This window comes from Persicobacter sp. CCB-QB2 (assembly GCF_001274635.1).
Lineage (GTDB): Bacteria > Bacteroidota > Bacteroidia > Cytophagales > Cyclobacteriaceae > Persicobacter > Persicobacter diffluens.
This window is the reverse complement of the sequence record NZ_LBGV01000001.1, coordinates 3,661,245-3,685,148: the sequence shown is the minus strand read 5'-3', so window position 1 is coordinate 3,685,148 and position 23,904 is coordinate 3,661,245. Positions and strand designations below refer to the sequence as shown.

15 protein-coding genes and 1 pseudogene are annotated in these 23,904 nt (G+C 42.0%); 9 read left to right on the top strand and 7 right to left on the bottom strand.

Annotated elements, in window-relative coordinates:
* Positions 1-173: 173 nt before the first annotated feature.
* Positions 174-731, top strand: a complete 558-nt coding sequence (locus NG22_RS16365) for a 2'-5' RNA ligase family protein (RefSeq protein WP_053406687.1) — start codon at positions 174-176, stop codon at positions 729-731.
* On the opposite strand, the gene NG22_RS16360 is transcribed toward NG22_RS16365, so the two are convergent.
* The gene (locus NG22_RS16360) at positions 728-1,231 is read right to left on the bottom strand and encodes a DUF6702 family protein (RefSeq protein ID WP_053406686.1); all 504 of its coding nucleotides are present in this window, start codon (positions 1,229-1,231) and stop codon (positions 728-730) included. The two genes, NG22_RS16365 and NG22_RS16360, sit on opposite strands and share 4 nt — an antisense overlap.
* A gap of 138 nt (positions 1,232-1,369) precedes the next feature.
* On the opposite strand from NG22_RS16360, the gene NG22_RS16355 reads away from it, so the two are divergent.
* A complete protein-coding gene (locus NG22_RS16355; protein WP_053406685.1) occupies positions 1,370-1,957 on the top strand; it encodes a HupE/UreJ family protein in 588 nt (195 codons plus the stop codon).
* A 75-nt stretch (positions 1,958-2,032) separates the two neighbouring features.
* Positions 2,033-4,320: pseudogene (locus NG22_RS16350) on the top strand (M1 family metallopeptidase).
* A gap of 283 nt (positions 4,321-4,603) precedes the next feature.
* On the opposite strand, the gene NG22_RS16345 reads toward NG22_RS16350, so the two are convergent.
* Together NG22_RS16345 and NG22_RS16340 are read right to left on the bottom strand one after the other, a co-directional pair.
* Complete coding sequence (locus tag NG22_RS16345; RefSeq protein ID WP_053406684.1) at positions 4,604-7,918, bottom strand: hypothetical protein; 3,315 nt, start codon at positions 7,916-7,918, stop codon at positions 4,604-4,606.
* 259 nt (positions 7,919-8,177) lie between these two features.
* Positions 8,178-9,212: an FAD-binding oxidoreductase gene (locus tag NG22_RS16340; RefSeq protein WP_053406683.1), complete on the bottom strand. Its 1,035-nt coding sequence runs from the start codon at positions 9,210-9,212 to the stop codon at positions 8,178-8,180.
* Between the two features lie 67 nt (positions 9,213-9,279).
* Between NG22_RS16340 and NG22_RS16335 the strand changes: the two genes are divergently transcribed.
* The 5 genes from NG22_RS16335 (at position 9,280) to NG22_RS16315 (ending at position 16,646) form a co-directional block, all read left to right on the top strand.
* Positions 9,280-9,915, top strand: a complete 636-nt coding sequence (locus tag NG22_RS16335; protein WP_053406682.1) for an MBL fold metallo-hydrolase — start codon at positions 9,280-9,282, stop codon at positions 9,913-9,915.
* Positions 9,905-10,612, top strand: coding sequence for a CDP-diacylglycerol--serine O-phosphatidyltransferase (pssA, locus tag NG22_RS16330; protein WP_157601172.1), 708 nt, complete (start codon positions 9,905-9,907; stop codon positions 10,610-10,612). Before NG22_RS16335 ends, pssA begins: the two co-directional genes overlap by 11 nt.
* Positions 10,613-10,678: 66 nt before the next feature.
* Positions 10,679-14,050: a type IX secretion system sortase PorU gene (porU, locus tag NG22_RS16325; protein WP_053406681.1), complete on the top strand. Its 3,372-nt coding sequence runs from the start codon at positions 10,679-10,681 to the stop codon at positions 14,048-14,050.
* Between the two features lie 69 nt (positions 14,051-14,119).
* On the top strand, positions 14,120-15,304 hold the full coding sequence (porV, locus tag NG22_RS16320; RefSeq protein ID WP_072159139.1) for a type IX secretion system outer membrane channel protein PorV: 1,185 nt from the start codon (positions 14,120-14,122) through the stop codon (positions 15,302-15,304).
* Between the two features lie 67 nt (positions 15,305-15,371).
* Positions 15,372-16,646, top strand: coding sequence for a pitrilysin family protein (locus NG22_RS16315; RefSeq protein WP_053406680.1), 1,275 nt, complete (start codon positions 15,372-15,374; stop codon positions 16,644-16,646).
* A 172-nt stretch (positions 16,647-16,818) separates the two neighbouring features.
* On the opposite strand, the gene NG22_RS16310 is transcribed toward NG22_RS16315, so the two are convergent.
* From NG22_RS16310 to NG22_RS16295, 4 genes are all read right to left on the bottom strand, one after another.
* Entirely contained in the window at positions 16,819-17,832 is a 1,014-nt protein-coding gene (locus NG22_RS16310; protein ID WP_082305112.1) for a pseudouridine synthase, read from the bottom strand.
* 62 nt (positions 17,833-17,894) lie between these two features.
* Entirely contained in the window at positions 17,895-18,458 is a 564-nt protein-coding gene (scpB, locus tag NG22_RS16305) for an SMC-Scp complex subunit ScpB (protein WP_053406679.1), read from the bottom strand.
* A gap of 1 nt (position 18,459) precedes the next feature.
* Positions 18,460-18,852, bottom strand: coding sequence for a TraR/DksA C4-type zinc finger protein (locus NG22_RS16300; protein WP_053406998.1), 393 nt, complete (start codon positions 18,850-18,852; stop codon positions 18,460-18,462).
* A 397-nt stretch (positions 18,853-19,249) separates the two neighbouring features.
* On the bottom strand, positions 19,250-22,780 hold the full coding sequence (locus NG22_RS16295; RefSeq protein ID WP_053406678.1) for a hypothetical protein: 3,531 nt from the start codon (positions 22,778-22,780) through the stop codon (positions 19,250-19,252).
* A gap of 124 nt (positions 22,781-22,904) precedes the next feature.
* On the opposite strand from NG22_RS16295, the gene NG22_RS16290 reads away from it, so the two are divergent.
* On the top strand, positions 22,905-23,897 hold the full coding sequence (locus NG22_RS16290; protein WP_053406677.1) for an aspartate-semialdehyde dehydrogenase: 993 nt from the start codon (positions 22,905-22,907) through the stop codon (positions 23,895-23,897).
* Positions 23,898-23,904 lie beyond the last annotated feature (7 nt).

The window sequence follows — 23,904 nt, the reverse complement described above, 5'->3', positions numbered from 1 at the left end:
AGGTGAAATAATAAGCTGAACTGTTGAAATTTGCTGCAGAAAATTTTTAACGCTTAATTAAACTAAAAAAGTGTTAATTATCGGTAATAATACATGAAAATTCTTCTAACTGCAAACCTTTGCAATATTAGATAATCGCTACTTTTCTTTTCAAACATACAATGCAATAAATCATGAAAAATAAAGAAACTGACCGATTTTTTATCGCCATCGTGCCTGAGGAACCAGTATTTCATGACCTCCATCAGTTTAAGCTGGAGGCGGCAACGCATTTTTCAACAAGTGGAGCCCTAAAGTCACCTCCACACCTCACTTTACACATGCCTTTTTTATGGAAAAAGAAAAAATTAAATCATTTAAAAACGACAATTTCCAATTTTGTAAGCCAAGAAACTGGCTTTGAAATTGAATTAAATAATTTCAACCAATTCCCCCCTCGTGTAATTTTTGTAGATGTAAAGCAAAGTATGGAATTGTCCAATTTACAAACTAAGCTAAAAAAAATGATGAAGCGAGAACTCAACCTGTTCAATGCCGATTATAAAGAACGCCCTTTCCACCCCCATTTCACCATTGCATTTCGGGATTTAAAAAAGGCTATTTTTCCAGAGGCCTGGAATTTTTTCAAAGAAAAACAATACACACAAACCATTCAGGTTAAATACATTACACTACTCAAACATGATGGAAATGTGTGGGAAGTTTACGAAAAATTCCATTTTGATGGTTAAACCTTACGTAGCGGAAAAGCCACTAATTTTCTCCCGCTATGCAATCGTTCTGACCTCAAACCCACTTCATCCTGAAAATGCACTAGGTTTTGCTGATCATCAAATTCTGAAAAAAGTATGGTATTCTGTACTTCTAAAACTCCCCTGGGCTTAACCTTTTCCACATAGCAATACACCCACAAGGCATCATCCTCAATTTCCATCCCTACAAACCGAATTTCCCGCGCATCCCCTTCCCATTGAATTTTAACATGCTCCAAAAAATAAGCTTCTACCGCTTCCTCCGGAATTCCCATTTCCCAATCCACCTGCAATTGCTGTTCTTTGAAAATAGCGTCGCCCAAATCATCCAGAAAAACTTTGCCCTCCATTTCAATTCTTTTCTCCTCCACATCATATTTCATGTCCAACAAACTAATATGATAGGGATGAGCAAATACAGGATTACTTAAAGTAACCAATGATAACAAAAAGACGCCGACAATATAAAATTTTCTCATTTTCGGGGATTTGGGTAAAATTTGAACAGCAAAAAGGGTATTTTTTGTAAATTAACAAATTATTGGCTGAGCTAAAGCCACGCTTTTCACTCGCCATACAGACTATATTTTCCTTTTTTTAAGACTTCTTTTTTACAAATGAGCACATTTTCTACCTTTTTTGAAATGGGCTGGTTGCACATTTTGGACCTGGATGGATACGACCATTTACTTTTCGTCGTTGCCCTCTGTCTTTCGTTCACAATCAGACAATGGCAAAAAATTCTGGGATTACTAACTGCTTTTACTGTGGGGCACAGTATTTCCCTGGCCCTGGCTACATTTCGCATTGTGAAAGTAAACGGTGACTATGTAGAATTTTTAATTCCACTCACTATTTTCATTACGGGCGTCACCCACTTATTTCAGTTAAAAAGTGGTACTACCAAAAAATCCGGTTACGGATGGGCCTATGCCGTGATTTTGGCTTTCGGCTTAATCCACGGACTAGGATTTTCCTCCTACCTGCAATCTCTATTGGGGCGTTCACAGGATATTTTCACCCCGCTACTTGCCTTTAATCTAGGCTTAGAAGCCGGTCAGGTGGTGATTGTTATTGCTTATTTCTTACTATTTCAGCTATTTACTTTAATCAATAAAAAATTTTACCACTATTGGAAGCCTACCTGGACGATTGCTATCCTGACCGTCTCGGTGATTTTGATGTATCAGGCCAAATTTTGGTAACCCTTTCTTAACCTTACCTATCTTGCTTTTTTTATGAACAAACGAATTTTGCTTGCGATTGCGTGCTTGTGGCCGATGATCACTTTTGCGCAAGAGGCTTACAGCCCCTACAAAGGCCGTAAGTTCGAGCAGCTGGGCAATGACCTGGCCACGCCAAACCTCTACCGAACAGGATCCGGAGCTCCCGGCCACCAGTATTGGCAACAACGCGCTGACTACAAAATAGCAGTGCACTTGGATGATGAACGACAGCGCATTGATGCACAGGAAACCATCACTTACCACAACCAGTCCCCGGATGCCCTGCAATACCTTTGGTTGCAGCTGGATCAGAACATGAGAAACAAAGACTCGGATTCTTTTAAAATTGCGCCAAGTGAGATTAATGAAAAAATGTCTTCCGGCCAGATCAACCGCTTTATGGGACATGATCAGGATCTGGGCTTTCATATTGAAGAAGTGAAAAATGCTGCGGGCAATTCGCTACCCTACACCATCAACAAAACCATGATGCGTATAGATTTACCTGAGCCTTTGGCTGCTGGTGCTTCTGTTACTTTTGATGTGAAATGGTGGTACAATATCCATGACCGGATGCAATTGGGCGGACGTTCCGGCTATGAGTATTTTCCTAAAGATGAAAATTACCTTTATACCATTTGTCAGTGGTTTCCCAGAATGTGTGTATATGATGATGTGAATGGCTGGCAAAATAAACAATTCCTGGGTTCCGGGGAGTTTGCGCTGACCTTCGGGATTACGAAGTCGCCATTACCGTTCCGGAAGACCATATCGTTTGTGCGACAGGCGAACTTCAGAATGTGGAAGAAATCCTGAATCCAATACAGTTGAAACGATGGGAAAAAGCCCAAACTGCTGATCGGCCGGTATTGATTGTGACCAAAGATGAGGCCCAAAAAGCAGAAAAGAAACAACTTAAAGGAGAAAAAACCTGGGTTTATAAGGCCGAAAATGTGCGCGACTTTGCTTTTGGTAGTTCCAGAAAATACGTGTGGGATGCCATGGGGGTACAGTTGAACAATAAGAAGGTAATGGCCATGTCATATTACCCTAAGGAAGCCTATGAGTTATATTATAAATACTCCACAGAAGTAGTGGCTCATACCCTTCGCACCTATTCCAAATATACCATTGACTACCCCTATCCGGTAGCGATTTCCGTCGAAGCAGCTAATGGAATGGAATACCCGATGATTTGCTTCAATTACGGACGTGTAGCCGAGGATGGCACCTATTCAGAAAGAACGAAGTACGGGATGATCTCCGTAATTATCCACGAAGTAGGACATAATTATTTCCCAATGATCATCAATTCCGATGAACGTCAATGGACCTGGATGGATGAGGGATTGAATACTTTCCTTCAATTCTTAACAGAGCAGGAATGGGAGCATGATTATCCTTCCAGAAGAGGCGCTCCGTCCAAAATTGTTCCGTATATGAAAGGCAATCCGGATAATATCGTTCCGGTCATGACCAACTCAGAACAATTGAAGCAATTTGGCTCCAACGCTTACGCCAAAGTCGCTACAGCGCTCAATATCTTAAGAGAAACGGTAATGGGTCGGGAGCTTTTTGATTACGCTTTCAAAACCTATGCGGAAAGATGGGCTTTCAAACACCCCACGCCGGAGGATTTCTTCAGAACGATGGAGGATGCCTCAGCCGTGGATTTGGACTGGTTCTGGAAAGGCTGGTTCTATTCGACTGATCATGTGGATATCTCTTTGGAAAATGTGCAGTGGTATAAGTTAAATACAAAAAATCCGGATGTAGAAAACCCAATTGCAAAAGCGAAGGCAGAAAAAAGAGAGAAAAGTATCAGCAAAGAGCGTAATAAGCAATTGACTACCCGGGTGGATGATGAGCGTCCGGATCTTCGTGATTTCTATAACTCCTACGATCCCTACAAAACGACCGACGAACAGCGAAAAGCTTATAAAACCTTTATTACCAAACTTTCTGAAAAGGACAAAGCATTATTAAATAGCGACTTGAATTTCTATCAATTGGATTTTAAAAATGTGGGAGGATTGGTAATGCCCATCATTTTACAATTTGACTTTGAGGATGGTAGTCATGAAACTGCTTTTATTCCCGCTGAAATTTGGAGAAAGAACGAAGAGGAGGTAAGCAAAGTGTTTGCCTTTGAAAAAGAAGTCACCAATATTATTCTGGACCCCATGCTGGAAACTGCAGATACCGACCTGAATAATAACTACTTCCCTCGACAAAGTATCCCTTCGAGGTTCGAACTATTCGAAAGAAGTAAAGCCGCAAGGGGCGCTTCCTACGGCAGTAACCCTATGCAGAAAGCAAAGAAGGCGAAAGCCTCTAAATAACCCGGATTAGTCATGCTTAAATCCTCGTTTAGCTGCAAGGCGGAAAAAATGAAGGAATTTTTCCTATTTCATTTTTTTCCAACGAAGCAGGTGAATGAGGAAAAAGCAAGCTTGCCCCAATTTGGGCTATAATAAATCAAAGAAAATAAATTATAACGACCTGGAATTTTAATCACTTACATCTAGTTGATAAATTTGGCGATGAATAATTCGGGATAACAATACCGTTTGAAAGCAAAACGCCGATCAGAAATCCTGATCGGCGTTTTTTTTGTGCTATTTTTTAGAAATCGTATCCAATGGAGATGGACAACCTCGGACGTTTACGTTCGTAATCCTCGGTGGCCCAGGCCAGATCCAGTCGGGTAAAGAAACCCAGCAGCGGCGCTCTCATGCCCACACCGTAACTGTAAAGCCAGGGGTTTTTAAAGTTATTAATTCTGGCCACAAAAGGCCCGCCCTCTATTACATCAGTATTGATATTATTTTCGCGGGCAAAAGCGGAGGGACCGGTCCAGGCAGAACCAATATCAAAGAAGCCAACAAACTGGAGATTTCTCAAGAAATTGGAAGATATCGGTTCGCGGGACAAATAACGAATCAAGGGCACCCTTAATTCAATATTTCCCAATAAGGCATTTGTTCCACTAAACGTATTGTAATTAAATCCGCGCAAATCGGTTACATACTCCGCAAAAAGAATATCAGAATTATTAAAATCATTTTCAAAGTACAGTGGATCTCCCGGCTCAGCGCTCTGCCCATCATTTTCCGTTTGATTAAACAGCCAATTGTTTACGCCACCTAATAAGAACTGCTTAGCGCCATCCCCGAAAAACCGGCCATAATACAATCTGGTCGCCACCACAATTTCTTTGTGAATAGGCAAATAATGTCGGATATCCATGGACAACTTCCCGAAACTCTCCAAATCACCCATGGTAGCGAATTGATATTCTATTCCGGCATTGGCTCGAAAGCCCGTCCTCAAATTCAAGCCCTGACTGGTGGTATTATCAAAAACATACTGCCCTTTGATACCAGAATACAATCCTTCGGGATTTCCTACAGGATTAATAGGTGGATTTACCAAATTATCAATATTCTTATCCACCCAGACGGTATGCGTCAGCATAGGGGTTAAAGAAACTCTGGAACTAATACTCACCGGCAGGGAAACGGAAGCTTCCAACTTATTCATTTTATATTGCTGCTCCTCAAACTGCTGCGTGGTCATGTTTAACACCCTACGGTCATAACGAATCCGGTAATCCAAAAAGCCTTTAAGGTATTCATATTCTCCAAAGAAAGTTCCGGAACGGAAATCAGTCGCCATTACAAATCCCCCATAAAAGCGATGATCCTCCAATAAGTCGGTCATTTCGGCTTCCATCTGAATACCAAAGCCCATCAAGGGGTCAATTACAAATGAGGTCACCAAATTATTCATCCTAAAGTAGGTCTCATAATCATCCGGCCCCATGACCTGGGAGTCTCGGCGCATGAGTCTGTAGCGTGTAAGGAAAGATTCTCTTTTCTTATTTGCCGGCGTTTTCGTAGAAGAAAACTGATAATTATCCGTGTTTACCAAATTAGGATCATCAGAAATCAGACTTTCCGTAGCCAGCCCTTCCGGGTCTAAATCCTTTAATGGAGGCTGATCAAAATCTTTTCCAATGGTATTGGCTATGGAATCCAAAAATAAAGAACCCGGAGAACGAAGGGTTTCATTAAATTTACGCAACTCATTTTCCACCCTTTCCAGGGAATCCTGCAAAGCCTGCTTTTTTCTTTTCTCCATTCGGTCTTTGACCGCCTTCGCATTTAGAAGTTGTCTTCTGCCAGTGGCAAGTGTAAAAATACTTCTGTTCAATGGCGCATTAGGCTCATAATAGATAAAATCCTTATCCGACTTACGGGCCGTATACACCATAGCGTTATCCGGGCCAATATCATAATCCCGAATACTTACTGCGTAATTACTTACCTGCTGATACAAGCGGTTTTCAAGATCATACCGATAAAGATTATATATACCCTGCTGATTACTCAAATAATAGAAGTACTGTTCATCAACAGGCACTGGTTTAATATTATAGCCAATATTATTGGTAACCCGTGTTAGGACCGTTCTGGTCGTATCCAGATTATAAAGGAAAATATTATAGGTTTCTGGTAAATCCTTAAGTTTATTATCCTTCACACCAAGAGTGTCTGATATACGGTTAGATGCAAAAACTACCGTATTGGTATTAGGAATAAAGCGAGGCTCAATGTCATCAAAAATATCCTTAGTCAATAACCTGGTAGTAAAACGTTTCAGGGAAACTAAGAATAAACCATTTCTACCTTTTCGATCTGCAGCAATGATCCCGACATTACTATCTCTTTTAATATCAAAAGAAGTAATATTATTCACCCGACCCAAGGGGCGTTCTAAAAAGGATTTGGAAGAAAATTCATACATCTGCAAATAACTTTGCTCCTTTTTCCGGTAAATGATTCCCAGCGTATTATCATCCTTCCAGCTGATCAGTGGTAAATATTCTCCCGGCCTGTGGTTGACTTCTTTATAACCTGCCTTAATAATTGTTTTTACCTTTCCACTGGCAATCTCTTCTACCTCCACACTGAACTTACCGGAGTTATCCACCGCATAAGCAATACGGGTACCGTCCGGACTAATGCGCATTTTACCATAGGCACGTCCCTTTTTATTTTTATCAAACAGCAGAAACTGATCCTGTGGCATTTGGTAAGAGTTGCCTATATTGGCTGACATGTCCTTGTAAAAACGTTGCCACTCTGAAATAAATTCCGGATAAGAAATCCCGAGGGTGCTCACAATGGAACGTTCCTCATTATGAATGATGCGCGTTAAGTTCAGAATATTGGATAAATTGGCTCTTCCGTATCGCTGCACAATAAAATTCCAGATGGATTGCCCCAGAAGCTGCGCTTCCTCCCCGGAATAGCTGTTTACCCTTCTAAAATCTTCAGAAATGATTAACTCCCGAACGAAATCATCCATTTCCACCGACCAACCCTCGGCAATATAAGCTGATGCACCGGTGACAAACCAGGTGGGTAAATTCAACAAATAGGTACTCTGAAACATATCCGCCAAAGATCCGCCGAACATCATGTCCTCCACTAAAAGCTTGGCGACATGAAATAAAAGCGTTTCGCGATACAGGGACATGGTGCCCGGGTAGGCTAATTCCACATGAGATTTAGTGAAATTGGTTTGCCCTCCAATCGAGTAGTAATTTCCACTAAGCCCTACATTGCTTTGCCCTAATTCCTCCTCTGAATTGTAGAGAAAAATTTTAACCTTGGAATAAGGGGAATAACCGATAAGGTCGGTCATGCGGTCAAACTCTTCCTCGAGGTATTCAATGCCTAACTTGGCAAATTGCTGTCCGCCTTCATAATAATAAATATCGAAATTATCTGTGCTGTAGTATTTCCAGTCTTTCACCTGATACTGAATTCGGTTTTGACCAAATTCATCACGTAAAGCCTGTGCAGAAACCCGGAAAAAAGGGGTGAGGCAAAATAGAAATAGTATACCTAATAGTAATAAGCGTTGGAGCATAGGTGTTCAGTAGGTTATTAGCAAAAGTGGAGATAGTCCTCCCCAACCGGCAATAATATTTAGAGATTTATTAGGGGCAATCCACTGCCCATGCCCATCGACTCCTTTAGCACCTAAGTTTCCCTAATACATAATTTTTTCTACGAATGTTTCCGCTATACGTTCCAAGGTATTTGCTTGACAATCAATAAAAATGAAAAAAAGAAAATTTCCCCCTGAAGAAAACCCAGTCAGCAGGGGAAATTTCGACTTTAATATCTTAAAAAAACCGATAGATATCCACTTCCGGCTCTATTTTAGTCCCTTTTAGTAATAGATTCTTCAGCTGTTCTCCAAAAAAAGGCGCTAGGGAAACCCCTTTGGTGCCAAGCCCGCCAAAGAGAAAAATTTGTGGATAATCAGGGTGCTGCCCTATAAATGGTCTTCGGTCCTTGGTGGCTGGGCGAATTCCCGCCCGCTGATCCACCACCTTGGGACTCAGCTTCACCAAACCTTCCAGCTTTTCCAAAAGGGTTTTTCTGGCCTGCTCGGTAACCTCGTAATTCAAATTATGATTATCATAAGTTGCCCCTACTCGATATCGATGATTACCCAATGGCAGGGCAAACACCCCCCGATTGTAAATTCGCTCAAAGTCACGATCCAGTTCAATGGTCAACACTTCTCCCTTCACTGGTCTGAAAGGGAGTCCCTCCCAGTACTTACTTTCCCCCACCGCATATCCTTGGGCGTAAATAATTCCCTTGGCTTTTACACCTTCATATTCGACTCCCTCGGCTGTCAGCATTAAATCCTCCTCCCGAAAAGCCGCTTCGCGGTAGTGGACTCCTAATGCATCACGGTAAGTATCCAACAGTAAGTTAAGATCCAGCCAGCCCGCCTGATTAAGGGCCAATCCATCATAGGGAGCATGAATTCCCTCCTCTGCCGGTGCATGCACCGAATTCACAAAAGGCTTAAAATTATCTTCAGCGCTTTTGCCCATCCAGTCATTTTGTTCTACCACCTCAAGGAAGGGGCGGTATATTTCCTGCAGGTGTAAGGCTTTAATGCCTAATTGCTTTTCCAGTTGACTGTAGAAATCCCACAAATAGGGAAATAGATCGTGTGCCCGCCAGGTCAATGACATTTTACGCCCCGTAATCGGGTTAATAATGCCTGCCGCCACTCTGGAGGAAGCATTGGCATTGGTTTGATTGATGACCAGAACCGTCTTCCCTGCTTCTCGCAATTGATGACTGATGACGGTACCGGCGATACCCTGACCTATAATAATATAATCGTAGGCTTGCATAGTAAATGGTTTAGGATTATGGTTTTTGCAGATTAATCGAGAAATTTAGGGCTAAAATATTAAGAATATGCAAATAAAAGTTTTTCCCTTTAACGCTTTTTCTGAAAACACCTATGTGCTTCATGACGAAACCAAGGAAGCCGTGATTATTGACCCAGGTTGCTATACCCATGAAGAACGTCAGGAGCTACAGGCTTATATTGATGGCGAACAACTGAAAGTGGTGGCCCTTTTGAACACCCACGCCCATGTGGACCATGTATTGGGCAATGCTTTTGTCAAAAATACCTTTAAGGTAAAACTGCACCTACACCCTGCTGATAACCCCACGCTGGCTGCAGTAGAAAATTACGCCTCCATGTGGGGATTTCCGGCTTATGAGCCTACTACCGCTGATGAGGAATTAAAAGAGGGAGCAACTTTCACTTTTGGAAATACGGCCTTGAAAGTACTTTTTGTTCCGGGCCATGCTCCCGGGCATGTGGCTTTTTATCATGCTGAAAGTGGCAATATTATTGCCGGTGATGTACTTTTCAGACGAAGTATTGGTAGAACAGATTTACCGGGAGGAGATTTCGATATCCTGGCAAAGTCCATCAAAGAAGTGATGTATGCCTTACCAGAGGAAACGGTAATCCATCCTGGACACGGCCCTGCCACTTCTGTAGGAGAAGAAAAAAGAGAAAATCCATATGTCAGATAATGCTAGCAAATTGAAAATTTTCAATATTCCAAATACGCTTACCTGCCTGAATTTACTTTCAGGCTGTGTCGGCATTGTGCTGGCCTTTCAGGGAAATTTGCTTTGGGCGGCCGGCATGATATGGTCAGGAGCTATTTTCGACTTTTTTGATGGTTTTACGGCCCGACTTCTTAAACAATTTTCACCTATTGGGGGAGAATTGGACTCTCTGGCCGATATGGTCACTTTTGGCGTTCTGCCGGCTGTGCTTTATTTCCAGCTTTTAGGGCAATGCGAGCTACCGGAATATGTACCCTATTTTGCCTTTATCATGGCGGCATTCTCCGCATTGCGACTAGCCAAGTTCAATGTAGACGATCGCCAGACGACCTCCTTTATCGGTTTACCCACTCCGGCAAATGCCATTTTCGCGAGTGCTCTGCCTTTTATGCTGGCTCATAATATTTTAGGAGCGGAAAACTGGTTATTGAATCCTTATTTACTTTTGGGATTGAATTTCGCCTTTTCCCTATTGCTCACCTCGGAAATCCCGATGTTCGCCTTAAAGTTCAAAACTTATGGATGGAAAGGGAATGAGTTAATTTACTCCTTTATTATCCTGGCGGCAGCCTCCATTTTTATACTGAATGTCGCCTCGATCCCTTTTATTATTTTGTTGTATATCCTAATTTCCTTTGTAAGAGCTTATCGTTCCTAATCGCCACCTTTGCTGTTTTTTATGTCGAATTCCCACCGTTCATATTCCTATTTTTTCTTAGGGCTCATGGCCCTATTGCTAGTGTGCAAATCCGCTTTTGCAGCAGCTTCAAATCCGGACTTGAGTCAGGGCACCTGGGTGAAACTGAAAGTCAATCAGGCCGGAGTATTTAAAATCACTGCCAGCAGCCTGCAGGAAATGGGCTTAAATCCTGCTGATATTGATCCCAGAAAAATCGCTATTTACGGACGTGAAGGCGGTATGCTTCCCCAGAAAAATGCCCTGAATGAAGTTCACCAATTGCCGGAACTGGCCATTTGGGTAGATGGGGAGGCTGACGGTAAGTTTGACACCAATGATGCTGTTTACTTCTATGCTGAAGGGCCGGATCGTTATTTCTTCAATGAAGAGGCCGGTTTTATTGATTTTGAAAAAAACTTGTACAGCCGGGAGGCTTTTGTCTTTTTCCATATAAAAACCGAAGGCCTGGGAAAAAGAATCACCACAGCGCCAGCCATCAATACCGGCACACTCTATACCACCTTCACCGAGGTGATGGCTTTCGAAGAAGAGATTTACAATATATTAGGGCAGTCAGGTAGATTCTGGTATGGGGAACGTTTTGAGAATGGGGGCAGCCAGAGGGTAAATTTTGAAATTAGTGATCTGTCCACCGATGGAAGCTTAAAGGTTAATCTTCGCGCCCTGAACTCCTCCTATGGGACAGCCGAAGTGGCTGTTTCGCTCAATAACACTAAATTAGGGAGCATGAGCATCTCAGGGGTTTCCAATGCAGACTATGCTGAAAGAGGTAAATGGGCCTCTGAAATATTTGAAAACCCCTCTGTACTGGTCATTGACCCTGCTGCCACCAGCCTCAATTTTGACATCCGATTCAGTACTAATGCAGAACCATTTCGTCATTATGGAAATTTAGATGCTGTCGTGGTTAATGCAGAAAGAAGCCTAAAACTTTTTAATGGACAAACGGTGTTTCGGCAGACAAGGGCTGCAGGACAGGACGAAAAACGATTTCAAATCTCCGGCACCAATGCCAACACCAAGGTATGGGAGGTAACGGATTTTGCTAACGCCAGCCTTCAGTCGAGTCAGTTTGCCAACGGGAACACCACCTTTGGTTCTCAAACTGCGGGAGCGGGAAGATATATTGCTTTTAATCCTGATAATGGACTAACTCCAGAAATCATCGGATCCTTTAATGCAGCCAATATAAGATCAAATCCGGCTGTGGATATGGTCATTGTTAGCCATCCTAATTTCATGACTCAGGCGCAGGAATTGGCTACTTACCGAAATCAAAGCCAGGGTCTCCATGTAAAGGTGGTCAATATTGAGGATGTATTCTCCCAATTTTCCATGGCTAGTCAGGACATCTCTGCCGTCAGAAACTATATGCGTTTTCTTTATGAGGCCGGCAATCAACAATTAAAATATCTTTTACTTTTTGGCGACTGTTCATTTGATTATCTGGATCGGGTCACGAATAACACCAATTTTGTCCCGGTTTATGAAAGCCGGAATTCCACTCATCCCATTTACTCTCACTCCTCGGATGACTACTTTGGGTTTTTAGAGGAGAACGAAGGTTTTTGGGAAGAAAGCCGGGCAGGAGATCATAGCCTGGAAATTGGTATCGGTCGTTTACCCGTACAAACTGCCGAAGAAGCTCAGGTAGTGGTGGATAAGCTTATTCGGTATGAAAGCCTGCCGCCTCAGGACTGGCAGTCCAGGATGGTTTATGTGGCAGATGATGGTGATGGCAACATACACCAAAAACAAACCGATGAGATCGCCCAAATCATCCACAAAGATCATCCGGCATTCAGACCTGAAAAAATATACCTAGATGCCGCCCCCAGAGATCCGGGAAATATTGGAAAATCTCAGGTAACGGAAGCGGCCATCATCGGTGCTTTTGAAGAGGGAGCCTTAACCATTAGTTACCAGGGGCATGGAAGTTTTGAACAATGGGCGGATGAAAACATCCTGACCCGGGCCATGGTGAATAATCTTCAAAATTATGAAAAGCTTCCCCTGGTGATTACCGCCACCTGTGACTATGGGGTGTATGATCATCCACAACTGGAAAGTGGGGCGGAATTATTACTAAAAAATCCAAATGGAGGAGCTATTGGTTTGGTAACAACTACCCGTAAGGTTTTTGCCTCTACCAATCAGGAATTAAACAGGGCTTTTCATAATGCGCTTTTCCTAAGAGAAGAAGGAGGGCAATTCAGAAGACTAGGAGATATTTTCAAAGACACCAAAAACAATGCGCTGGCAGGTGCTGTCAATCGAAATTTTGCCCTTTTGGGAGATCCTTCTATGCGGCTGATTTGCGGAAGCCCACAGGTGGAAATCCTGAGTATTAATGGTAAAGCACCTTCGGAGCAGCCCAACCTGGCGGCAATGGACTTCATTCAAATGGACGGACAAGTCAATCTCGCTTCCGGAAATATGGATCCTTCTTTTAATGGGATTGTGGAAGTGAAGGTTTATGACAAGCCTTTACAGAATCAAACCTTAGGTTTTCGGGATGATGTAATGAGCTACGACGTCTATGAAAACCTACTATTCAATGGGCAGGCCACTGTAGAAAATGGAGCGTTTTCCATTGAATTTGTCGTACCCAAAAACATCGATTACCAAAAAGGCCGAGCCATAATCCAGACTTTTGCTTACTCCAATGAGGAAGGTAAGCCGGCCCTGGGCGGAGAAGACCGTATAACAATTGGAGGAACATCTGACAATCCGGTAGAGTCAGAACTGGGACCACAGATAGAACTATTCATCAATGACACGCTGTTTGTGGAAGGAAGTTTAACGCCCTCCGCTTTTGATCTTTTGGGAAAGTTAACCGCAGAAACCGGCATTTCCATTTCTCCAAACAATATCGGGCAAAACCCTTTTACCCAACTGGATAATGGTGCGCAAATCCCACTAAACAAGTATTACCAATCCGCAGTAGATGACTACCAAACCGGCTGGATCAACTATCCTTTTTCCGGACTAACAGATGGAGAACATCAAATTCGTGTAAAAGCCTGGGATAATTTTAACAATGCATCGGAAAAAGTAATTACATTTTTAGTAACAGAGCAGGATAAACTTACATTAAGAAATGTATTCAATTTCCCTAACCCAGTTAGAGAAAGTACCGTTTTCAGGTTTGAGCATAACACTCCGGGAGATCCTTTGGTGGCAAAAGTTCAAATTTATAACACCCAGGGGCAATTGATTTACACCATTTCAGAAAGCTTTGATCGCGCATCTTCAGTAGTAGAAATGGAAAGCTGGAAACCTGCTGAAAGTGCCGGACAGCTCGCCTCAGGTATGTATTTGTTTAAACTTTCTGTGGAAAATCTAAATGAAAAAGGTAAATCTGAAAGTTTGAACAGATTGATATATATACCATAAAAATCATTACCTTGTATTCACTGCAAATTTGTTCAACTGTACCCACTGTTTAAAACCTATTTTGAACCAATGAAGAAACTCAATTATATTTTTAGCTTTTTAATCGCACTGGCTTTTTCTCCAACAACCGTGTTTGCCCAAAATATTGGTCCTGGAGGGCCAAATGCCTCCGGGCAACAAGGTGGTGGTGTTATTCAAACAGCCGTTCCCTTCATGTTAATTTCCCCGGATGCTCGTTCGGCAGGTTTAGGTGACATGGGAGCTGCTACTTCCGCAGATTTAGCTTCAGCATACTGGAACCCGGGAAAATATGCTTTTATCGAAAATGATTTTGCTGCCTCCCTTTCCTATACACCCTGGCTGGGTAAGATCACCAATGACATGTCCATTTCTTATTTGAGTGGTTATTACAAATTAACTCGAGAACAGCTTATCTCGGTTTCATTGACCTATTTTAATATGGGAACCATCGAATTTGTAGATGAGAATGGTCAAACCAACTTACCCCAGGGCCGCCCCAGAGATTATAACATTCAGGTGGGGTATTCCAGAATGCTGTCCGAGTCCTCGGGTATTGGGGTGAACCTGAAATATATCCGCTCCAACCTGGGCGCCTCAGCCGTGAATGGAGATATTCAGCCAGCCCAATCAGTAGCCGCAGATATTGGTTACTATTACAATAAAAAATTCAAAAGAAGCCTGAAGAAAAGCGAATTGTCTTTTGGAGCAGTAATCTCCAACATCGGTGCAAAAATGACCTATCTGGGGGAAGCCGAACAACAATTTCTTCCAGCTAACCTAAGACTTGGTTCTGTTTATTCCTTTAATTTAGACCCATACAACAAACTGTGCTTTGGCTTAGAGTTTAATAAGTTAATGGTACCTACTCCTACATATGATGAGGATGGCAATAAAATTAACAATCAGGACAAATCAGTAATCAATGGAATGTTCTCCTCCTTTGGAGATGCTCCAAATGGTTTTGGGGAAGAGATTCAGGAAGTCAAACTTCAAGCCAGTATGGAATATTGGTATAAAGAGCTTTTTGCTGCCCGCCTGGGTTACCAATACGAAGATCCTGAAAAGGGAGATCGTACCTATATGACTTTAGGTTTAGGCTTTTATTACAATGTATTCGGACTGGATGTCGCTTATTTGGTTCCATTTACCAGAGAGAATCCATTGGCTGAGACCATCCGATTTACTTTAAGTTTCCAATTTGGAGAGGAAAGTACCACTTCAGTAAGAGATTAATAAAAAAAAGATTCTATGATACAGGACGATGGAAGCAATTTCATCGTCCTTTCTTTATATGCTAACTATGCTTGACAGATCCATCCCGCCCAAATTCCAACGGATTGATACCTTTAACATCGGAAAAGTAAAAACCTCCACCCTGGACAATGGGAGAAAAATGCACTACATCATCTCTGATGCCCAACCGGTGGTTAAAATAGAATTGCTATTTCGATCTGGACAGGTGAATGAAGAGGTGAAGGGCGTAAGTTCTTTTGCTTATAAAATGCTGGCCGAGGGAACTTCTTCCAAAAGTGCCAAAGAAATATCAAGCACTATTGAGCATTATGGCGCTCAACTGGACATCACCGGGGGGACAGATAACAGCGCAGTCAGTTTATTTTGCCTGAAAAAGCATATTCCTTTACTACTTCCCATATTAAAGGAAATCATGGGAGAGGCCAGTTTTCCTGAAAAAGAATTGGAGAATTTAAAAAGCCAGCGAATTCAGAACCTTAAAGTAAATTTAGAGAAGAATGCTTTTTTGGCTGCACGCTCCTTTAGAAATGCCCTTTTTGGCGAAAGTCACCCTTATGGTAAGGTGCTCCAAATCGAGGATATTGCAAAAATCAACCGGGAAGAATGTCATGCCTTTTATAAAAAACATATAGAGAATCAGTTTGAAATACTGCTTTGTGGTGATGTTGATGATGCTATTTTTTCACTATTGAATCAATATTTCGGACAAGATGCGGTTGAAACCAATATGCTTGTTAAGCCAGATCTTCTCCAAATTCAACCCCAATATGCTCCCCAACATATTCATAAAGAAGGAAGCCTGCAATCGGCGATTCGAATAGGCCGCCCGATTTTCACCAAAAAACATGAAGATCACCCTAAGCTTAGTATTATAAACGAAATTCTGGGAGGGTATTTTGGTTCCCGACTAATGAAAAATATCCGGGAGGAAAAAGGCTATACCTATGGTATTCACTCTGTCCTTTACTCTTTCCAACAGCATGGATATTGGGCCATTGGAGCGGAAGTGAAAGGGGAAAACACCATGGATGCCTTAAGAGAGATCAAAAAAGAAATTCAAAAACTTATTGAGGAACCGGTACCACAGGATGAGTTGGAAATCGTTCAAAACTACATCATGGGGCAATTTTTGTCCTCCCTGAATACGCCATTTGCACTATTAGAGAAATTTAAAAGTATTTACCTTTTCCAACAGGATTATAACTATTACGACCATTATCTGAATACCCTCAATCATTGTACTCCTGAGGAACTACAAGCGATTGCCGCCAAATATTGGCAGGCGGATGACTTATTGGAAATCGTGGTAGGACAAGTTTAATGGGTGCGTGAAATCGAATTATGCACCGCTACATTCGATAAACCACGATAAAGGATAATCAGTTCTTTGTGTTTTATTTTATTGATTTTTAACCCGAACAAGTGGGGTGAGCTTGTATCATTCGGGTCAAAAAAAAGCCTTCCCTGAATTAACAGAGAAGGCTTTTTTTATTTTAAAGGAAATATTTCAAATGAATGAGTTCTTTTTCTGATAGGTAGCGCCATTTTCCTCTTGGCAGGTCTTTTTTATCCAAACCGGCATAAACTACACGGTCCAGCTTCACCACCTCATAGCCCAAATGCTCAAAAGTTCTGCGGACAATTCTATTTCGCCCAAGGTGAATTTCAATACCCAGGCTTTTAGCATCTGATGACAAAATTACCAAATCATCCACCGGCACCGGCCCATCTTCCAACTCAATGGTATTTTGAATTTTCGCAAAATCCTCCTCCGTAATGGGTTTGTCCAGCTCTACCTGGTAAATCTTTCTGACATTATTAGAAGGGTGCGCTAATTTCTCTGCCAGCTCGCCATCATTGGTCAAAAGTAACAGACCGGTAGTCATGCGGTCCAAACGCCCAACAGGATAGATACGCTCTCCTGCGGCCTTCTTCACCAATTCCATCACCGTTTTTCTGTTTTTCGGATCATCCGTGGTGGTCAGGAAATCTTTTGGCTTGTTCAATAGTACATAAACCGATTTCTCACGACTCAAAAGTTTTCCTTGCCAGCTCACCTTGTCTTTTGGCTCCACCTTATAGCCCATCTCACGAACCACCTTACCATTTACGGAAATCTCCCCTTCGGAAATCAGACGGTCTGCCTCTCGACGACTACAAACTCCGGCATTGGCAATAAATTTATTCAAACGAACCGCATAAGACTGGGGAGCACCTTCTTCCCCTCCGGATTTGGCCGCTTTCTTTTTCGCCAATTCTTTCATCTTACGAAAGTTATAATTTGGCGTATTGGTCGACTCACTGGCAGCCTGACGGTCTTTATAAATCTCCTTTAATGAGCGCTGTTTCTTTGCAATTTTTTCATCCGATTCCGGCTTATGCTCTGCAGATCGAGAACGATCAAATTTTTTCTTATGGGAAGTTTTCCCAGCTCCGGGACGTCCTGAACCAGATTTCCCCCCACCTGAATATCGCCTTCCTGAATTACTTCGTCTTGCTTTTGTCATAACAGCTACCCTTAATCAGAGCTCTTAAATTTTAAATAAGTCGCGAATTTACTGAATTTCTCCTAATCCTCCCCCATTTCTCCAATGATATTATCCTCCTTTCGGAAGTCTGTAGGGGTGGGCAGTTCCTTCAGGTGATTAATCCCGAAATATTCCATAAACTGCTCGGTGGTTCCATATAGCAAAGGTCGACCCAAACTCTCCGATTTTCCTTTTATTTCTATCAATCCTTTCTCCAATAATTTCTGTACGGCATAATCGCAGCTCACTCCACGTATTTGCTCCATTTGCATTTTAGTGATGGGCTGCTTATAGGCAATAATGGATAAGGTTTCCATGGCCGAAGTAGATAATTTTTTCTTGGCCTTTTGTTGTAATAAAAGGGTAACCAGTGATTGATAAACTGGTTTGGTCAAAAACTGATAACCTCCTGAAGATTTATTAATAAAAAAAGCGAAATCCCCCTTGTCGTATTTTTCTTCAAGGGCGGATATCGCTTTAATAATGTCTTCTTCAGGTATTTCTGCACCAAATTTATCAGACAGGCACCTGCCTAATACTTTGACGGTAACAGGTTCTTCGGCACAGAAAATTAATGCTTCAACGTAAGTTGCTAATAATTCCAATTTAGGCTCTTTTCAATTTCGCTTCAATGGTCTGCGTCGTATGAGGCACTGCACGTAGACGATCTTTTGGGATGAGCTTCCCTGTATCTACACATACCCCGTACGTACCATTTTTGATACGAATTAAAGCCTTTTGAAGATTATTTAAAAATTTCTGTTGACGTACGGCCAATTCCTGGAGGTTTTCTTTCTCCTGAACATCCGCACTATCTTCCAAAGGTTTAATATTACCTATGGAGTTTTCGGTACCACTGTGGTTTGATTTCCCAAGAGTCTCTTTAATAAAATTCAACTCGTTGGTGGCGCGGCCGATCTTTTTCAGGATCAAAGCTTCAAACTCTGCCAAATCCTCTTTAGAGTACCTTAATTGCGACTGGTTTTGCTGTTCTGCCATAACGGGTAAATATTCTGTGGAAATATTCATTGAGTTTAAAAAGTAAGACAAAAATAAAAATTACATCTTCATTTCCGTCCACAAATGATAAAATTTTACTTAATAGTTTAATTTTATTAATTGAATAAGGTGAATGCTTAACATCCACCATAAAATTTAGTCTGCACCATTATAGACGAAAAATTCTTCATTTTTGATCCCCAAATGTGCTTAAATTTCATCATTCTTCATTAATTCAACATTATCTTGAAATTAAATTTGGGCAAATAAAATTAAATGAAATAATATTTCAAAATATACCAGCTTTGAAATATTTATCAGAAGTAAAATTCCTTACAGCAGAACTACTGGTGGTAGCGATTAATTTTTTGAAAATAATGTAAATTTCAGCCCTAAATCATTCATATACAATGGCTACCGTCAATTTGGTAACAGAACTTTTTTGCTCTGCAGCCGTAACTTCCACCCAAATTAAATAGTGACCAGCAGGCAAAAAATTTCCGTTTTCCTGCTGCCCATACCAAACAAACTCATTATCCGGCGCCAAAACGTAGTTCGAAGCCAAATCAATCACCTTACGGCCATAAAAATCAAATACTGCAATGTCTGCTTTGGAAGGCAGTTGGGCAGATTTCAGTCGAATTCGCATTTCATTCCGCCCCCATTGGCTACCCACCTCCAACAATTCCGGAACGGCCTCCACCTCCACGGAGGTTCCCGTTTTTTCCCAGCCACCATGATCCAAACCGGGGGAAGCAAATCCAACTTGCTCAGAACAGGAAACCCAAGCGCTTTTATTCAATCCATCCCGGCCCACTCTTAATAAAGAAACTCCTTCCACCTCATTTAAAATTGGATGATGACTACCCGCATCAATAATACATTCATCAAGTAGCACTCCTGCATTATTTTCTAAGCGAAAACTTGCGCCATCATTGGGCAAAGAAGGAAGTGCATTCACGACAAAAACGTTCTCCTTTTCCATAGACGGGTAGACCGAATGTAAAGCAGAACTATCCTCCGTAAGGGCAAGTACTTCTCCTGCCTCCAAAATCAATGGATCCTCAGAAAGGAGAGCGGAACTTTCGTTTCGCCAATAACAATCATGCAACACCAAAGGACAGTTTCGGAAATTTTTCAGCTCGATAAAATCCTCCATCTCTGGATAGGGGTCAAATAACACTTCATTCACCTGAATATCTCCCGCTTCCGGCGGCTTGGCCAACTGTACATAAAGCTCCCGAGGATTGCTGTCCTCAAAATCACATGCCGAAAGATAGCGTTGTATCAAAAGCAATTTTTGCCCCGGCGCCAATTCTTCTTCAAAATCAAATCGCCAAAAATGAGGTCCTTTAAAGGTGGATGCTAGCATCATGTTCTTAGGCCATTCAATGCTTACTGAATCAATTTCCTGATTAAAAAACACCTGAATAAAGCGCTCCCAAGCCCAAATCTTCACGATTTTCGGCAGTACGGAACCCTCTACCAGTTTTCCCTTTTGACTATTCTCCTCTCCGGGACTTCCTCCTTCTGCGTCGGAATTTTTCCAATTCCCCACCACCTTACACGCCATATCCTGATCCACCAATTCCAGAGAGTGGCCTTTTTCCAAGCCAAACAGCGCCTCCTCATACCACATCTTGTGGATATCAATACCGTTGGAAGATAAACTCAACCGGTCCTCCGTATTATTTAAACTGATTCCCATTAAATCATCCAGTAAATAATAATGATGAGGAGCCAAAAAACCGTAGGGAAGGTTCATCCGGCCGCGATCATCTTCCAAGCTCATAAAATGTAAGGGAACCTCCTGGTCTGAGGCATTATACAATTCAACAAACTCCGGCCCATCCAGCGGATCAGCCATCACTTCATTGATGAGTACGGCATGTTTTGCTATCCTTATCGGAGCGGGAATCACCATCTCCCCTATCGTTAAGAGATTACCATTCAAATCTGAAAATGGAGGTAAGATTAGGGTTAAAGAATCCTGAATGACTTCTTCCTTTATATGGATGGTCAAGGTATTTTCTTGCCATTCCCAACCAGTTGCGGGCTGGTCCGCAATCACAAATGACTCCATCAAGTCTGTAGGATCTTCAATAGATTCCGTAAAAGCAATGGTGAAGGAGTTGCTGTTTTGCCAATATAGGGAGTCTACCTCCGGAGGAGTCTGATCCATGTACAGCGTCCTTTCAAAGCTGGGCAGAAGAAAGCCCGAAACCGTTTTTTCATTCTCAAATCTAAAATAAAGGCTATCTTTAAGCCAAAATTCATCCTCCAGCAAAAGAGATAAAGCATCTTGCTCCAAATTGAATAGCAATTTTTTCACAAGCATACCATTGGCATAGTACTCGCCCTTAGCCTGAACCGCTTTATCAAACACTAATTCAACCAGTCCTAAATCTTTCCGCACCACTTCCTTTACTCCTTCTTCGAAAATATGTACAAATTCAAGATCTGCTCCGTAAAAAATATGAATCGAGTCACCGGAAGTAAAGGGTGTATTAAAATCCAAAACAAGCTCACCTTCATCTTTTCGAATGGACTGAAACGGAGGAATGGTTTGAATATTTACCTCAGAAGTATCCTCGAAAATGGGAACTATCCCCCTAGAGGATGATAGAAAATGAAAAGCCCCGTAAACTGATGGTTGCAAATCTATTGTCTGAACCCTTTGGTTTCCTTTTCCATCTACTGCCAAATAACTAATCCTGCTATCTGGGCCCACCTCCATCCCAACCATAGAAGGGTATTCCGGAAAAATCAGAGATTTGCCCTCGACCTTAAACTCCGTAACGGCCTCATGAAATACCAAATGGACAGAATCTTGTTGAATCCAATTCAACTGAATCAAATTGGGCGGCAAAAAATCAAATACAAAGTCCACTTTCTTGGTTCCATAAAGCGTATTACCCGCCAGATCCCGAATATTTCTGATCTCCAATACTTGAGGATCTTCCGAGGGGAAAGCATTCTGAAATTTCACCAGAAGCTGATCACTACGCTCTTTCTCTATATGCAGTACAGTATTTTCCTTCAGGGCAAAGGCGGAAAAATGAGCCGGCAACTGTATGGGCTCAGAAAACTTGACAAGCAATAGATGCTCATCCAAACATACTACCTCTCTAACGAGTGGCCTTTTCTCATCCCGAATAATTGAAAAATCTGGTAAGGATAGCGTATCTCCGTGTTTTACAAAAGCCAAATCAAACACCCTTTCTTCCGATTTGGCTAATGCTTCCCGAAAATAGAAATCGGTATGCCTTCCAAAATGCTGAAGAATAAGTCTTGAATCATTAGAAAATACATTTTCCCACTCCTGAAGCCAAAAATACCGAAACCGATTCCCGTCCAATACTTCATAATGATTCCTTAAGAACAAAAATTCCATTTCATGATGCGCCCCAAACGGCCCTCCAAGTGCATCATGAATCCCTCTCCATTCAATTACTGCGGATGTATCCAATTCCAGATCAAAGTATAATTGTCTTGAATTAATGAGCCGGCCAGAGACCAATTCTCCCTTATACCAAATTTCAGGATTTTCAAAAATCATCGCCTGGGGAAATATCACCCAACTTCTTCCCTTCCATACATAAACTTTGGTCACATCAATATCCCCGGACTCCGAAGTAATATTTATTCCTAATGTTGAAGTATTACCCCCAAAATCAGCACTTCTTCCACCAAATAGTACTTCATTGGACCACCCACCATTAATCGTCTCCGCGCACGCTTTCCAAGTTTTCTCCAAATGGCCACCCGGAGGTGAAAAAGCCAATCCTATTTTTATACCATCGGCATAAAAACCGCTTTCAACCTCTAATTGTGCCCCAAAAAGCCATAAAGGGATAAAAAATATAACAAGGGTTGTTATTATTGTTGTAGGCGCCTTACAGGCTGGAAATAGGTAAAATTTGGGCATTGAACTCTGAATTTTTGTTTTAGCTTTGTATCCGAAATCATTGAAGGATTCGGCAAGTATTTGTATGTAAACCAAATAGGCCACCCTTTGAAGCTGTAATTTTTAATCAAACCTTATTCAGGAAATGAAATTAGCGATTGTTGGCGCCACCGGTTTGGTAGGCGGGCAAATGTTGAAAGTGGTCGAAGATTTAAACTTTCACTTCGACGAATTATTGTTGGTAGCTTCAGCGAGATCTGCAGGTAAACAGATGGAGTTCATGGGCAAGAGCCACACGATCGTGACCCTGGAGCAGGCGGTGGAAGCTCGTCCTGATATTGCCATTTTCTCGGCAGGAGGTAGCACTTCATTGGAGTGGGCACCAAAATTTGCAGCGGTCGGTTGCCGCGTAGTGGATAATTCATCGGCATGGAGAATGGACCCCAGCAAAAAATTGGTGGTTCCGGAAATCAACGGAGATGAATTAACAGCGGAAGATTACATCATCGCCAACCCAAATTGCTCCACCATCCAAATGGTATTGGCACTTTGTGACTTGCGCAAGCGCTATGGTATCAAGCGTATCGTCGTTTCTACTTACCAGTCCGTTACCGGTTCAGGTAAAAAAGCAGTAGATCAGATGATGGCTGAGCGCGCCGGAGAAACACCGGATATGGCCTATCCACACAAAATTGATTTGAACGTGTTGCCTCATATCGATGTATTCCAGGAAAACGGATACACCAAAGAGGAAATGAAGATGATTTTGGAAACCAAGAAAATCTTCAATGATGAAAATATTGCAGTAACTGCTACTACTGTTCGTATTCCGACCATGGGCGGACACTCCGAGTCCATCAATGTGGAATTCAACGAAGACTTTACTCTGGAAGAAGTTCGTGAAATTGTCGCTAATACAGCAGGCGTTATTTTAGAGGACGACCCACAGAACAACGTTTACCCAATGCCACTAAATGCGCATAACAAAAATGAAGTATTCGTTGGACGTCTGCGTCGAGATGAATCTCAGCCAAATACCTTGAATATGTGGTGTGTGGCTGATAACTTGCGCAAAGGTGCTGCTACCAATGCCGTTCAGATCGCGCAAAAACTGGTAGACAGCGGTATCGTTAGCTAAGATTCCA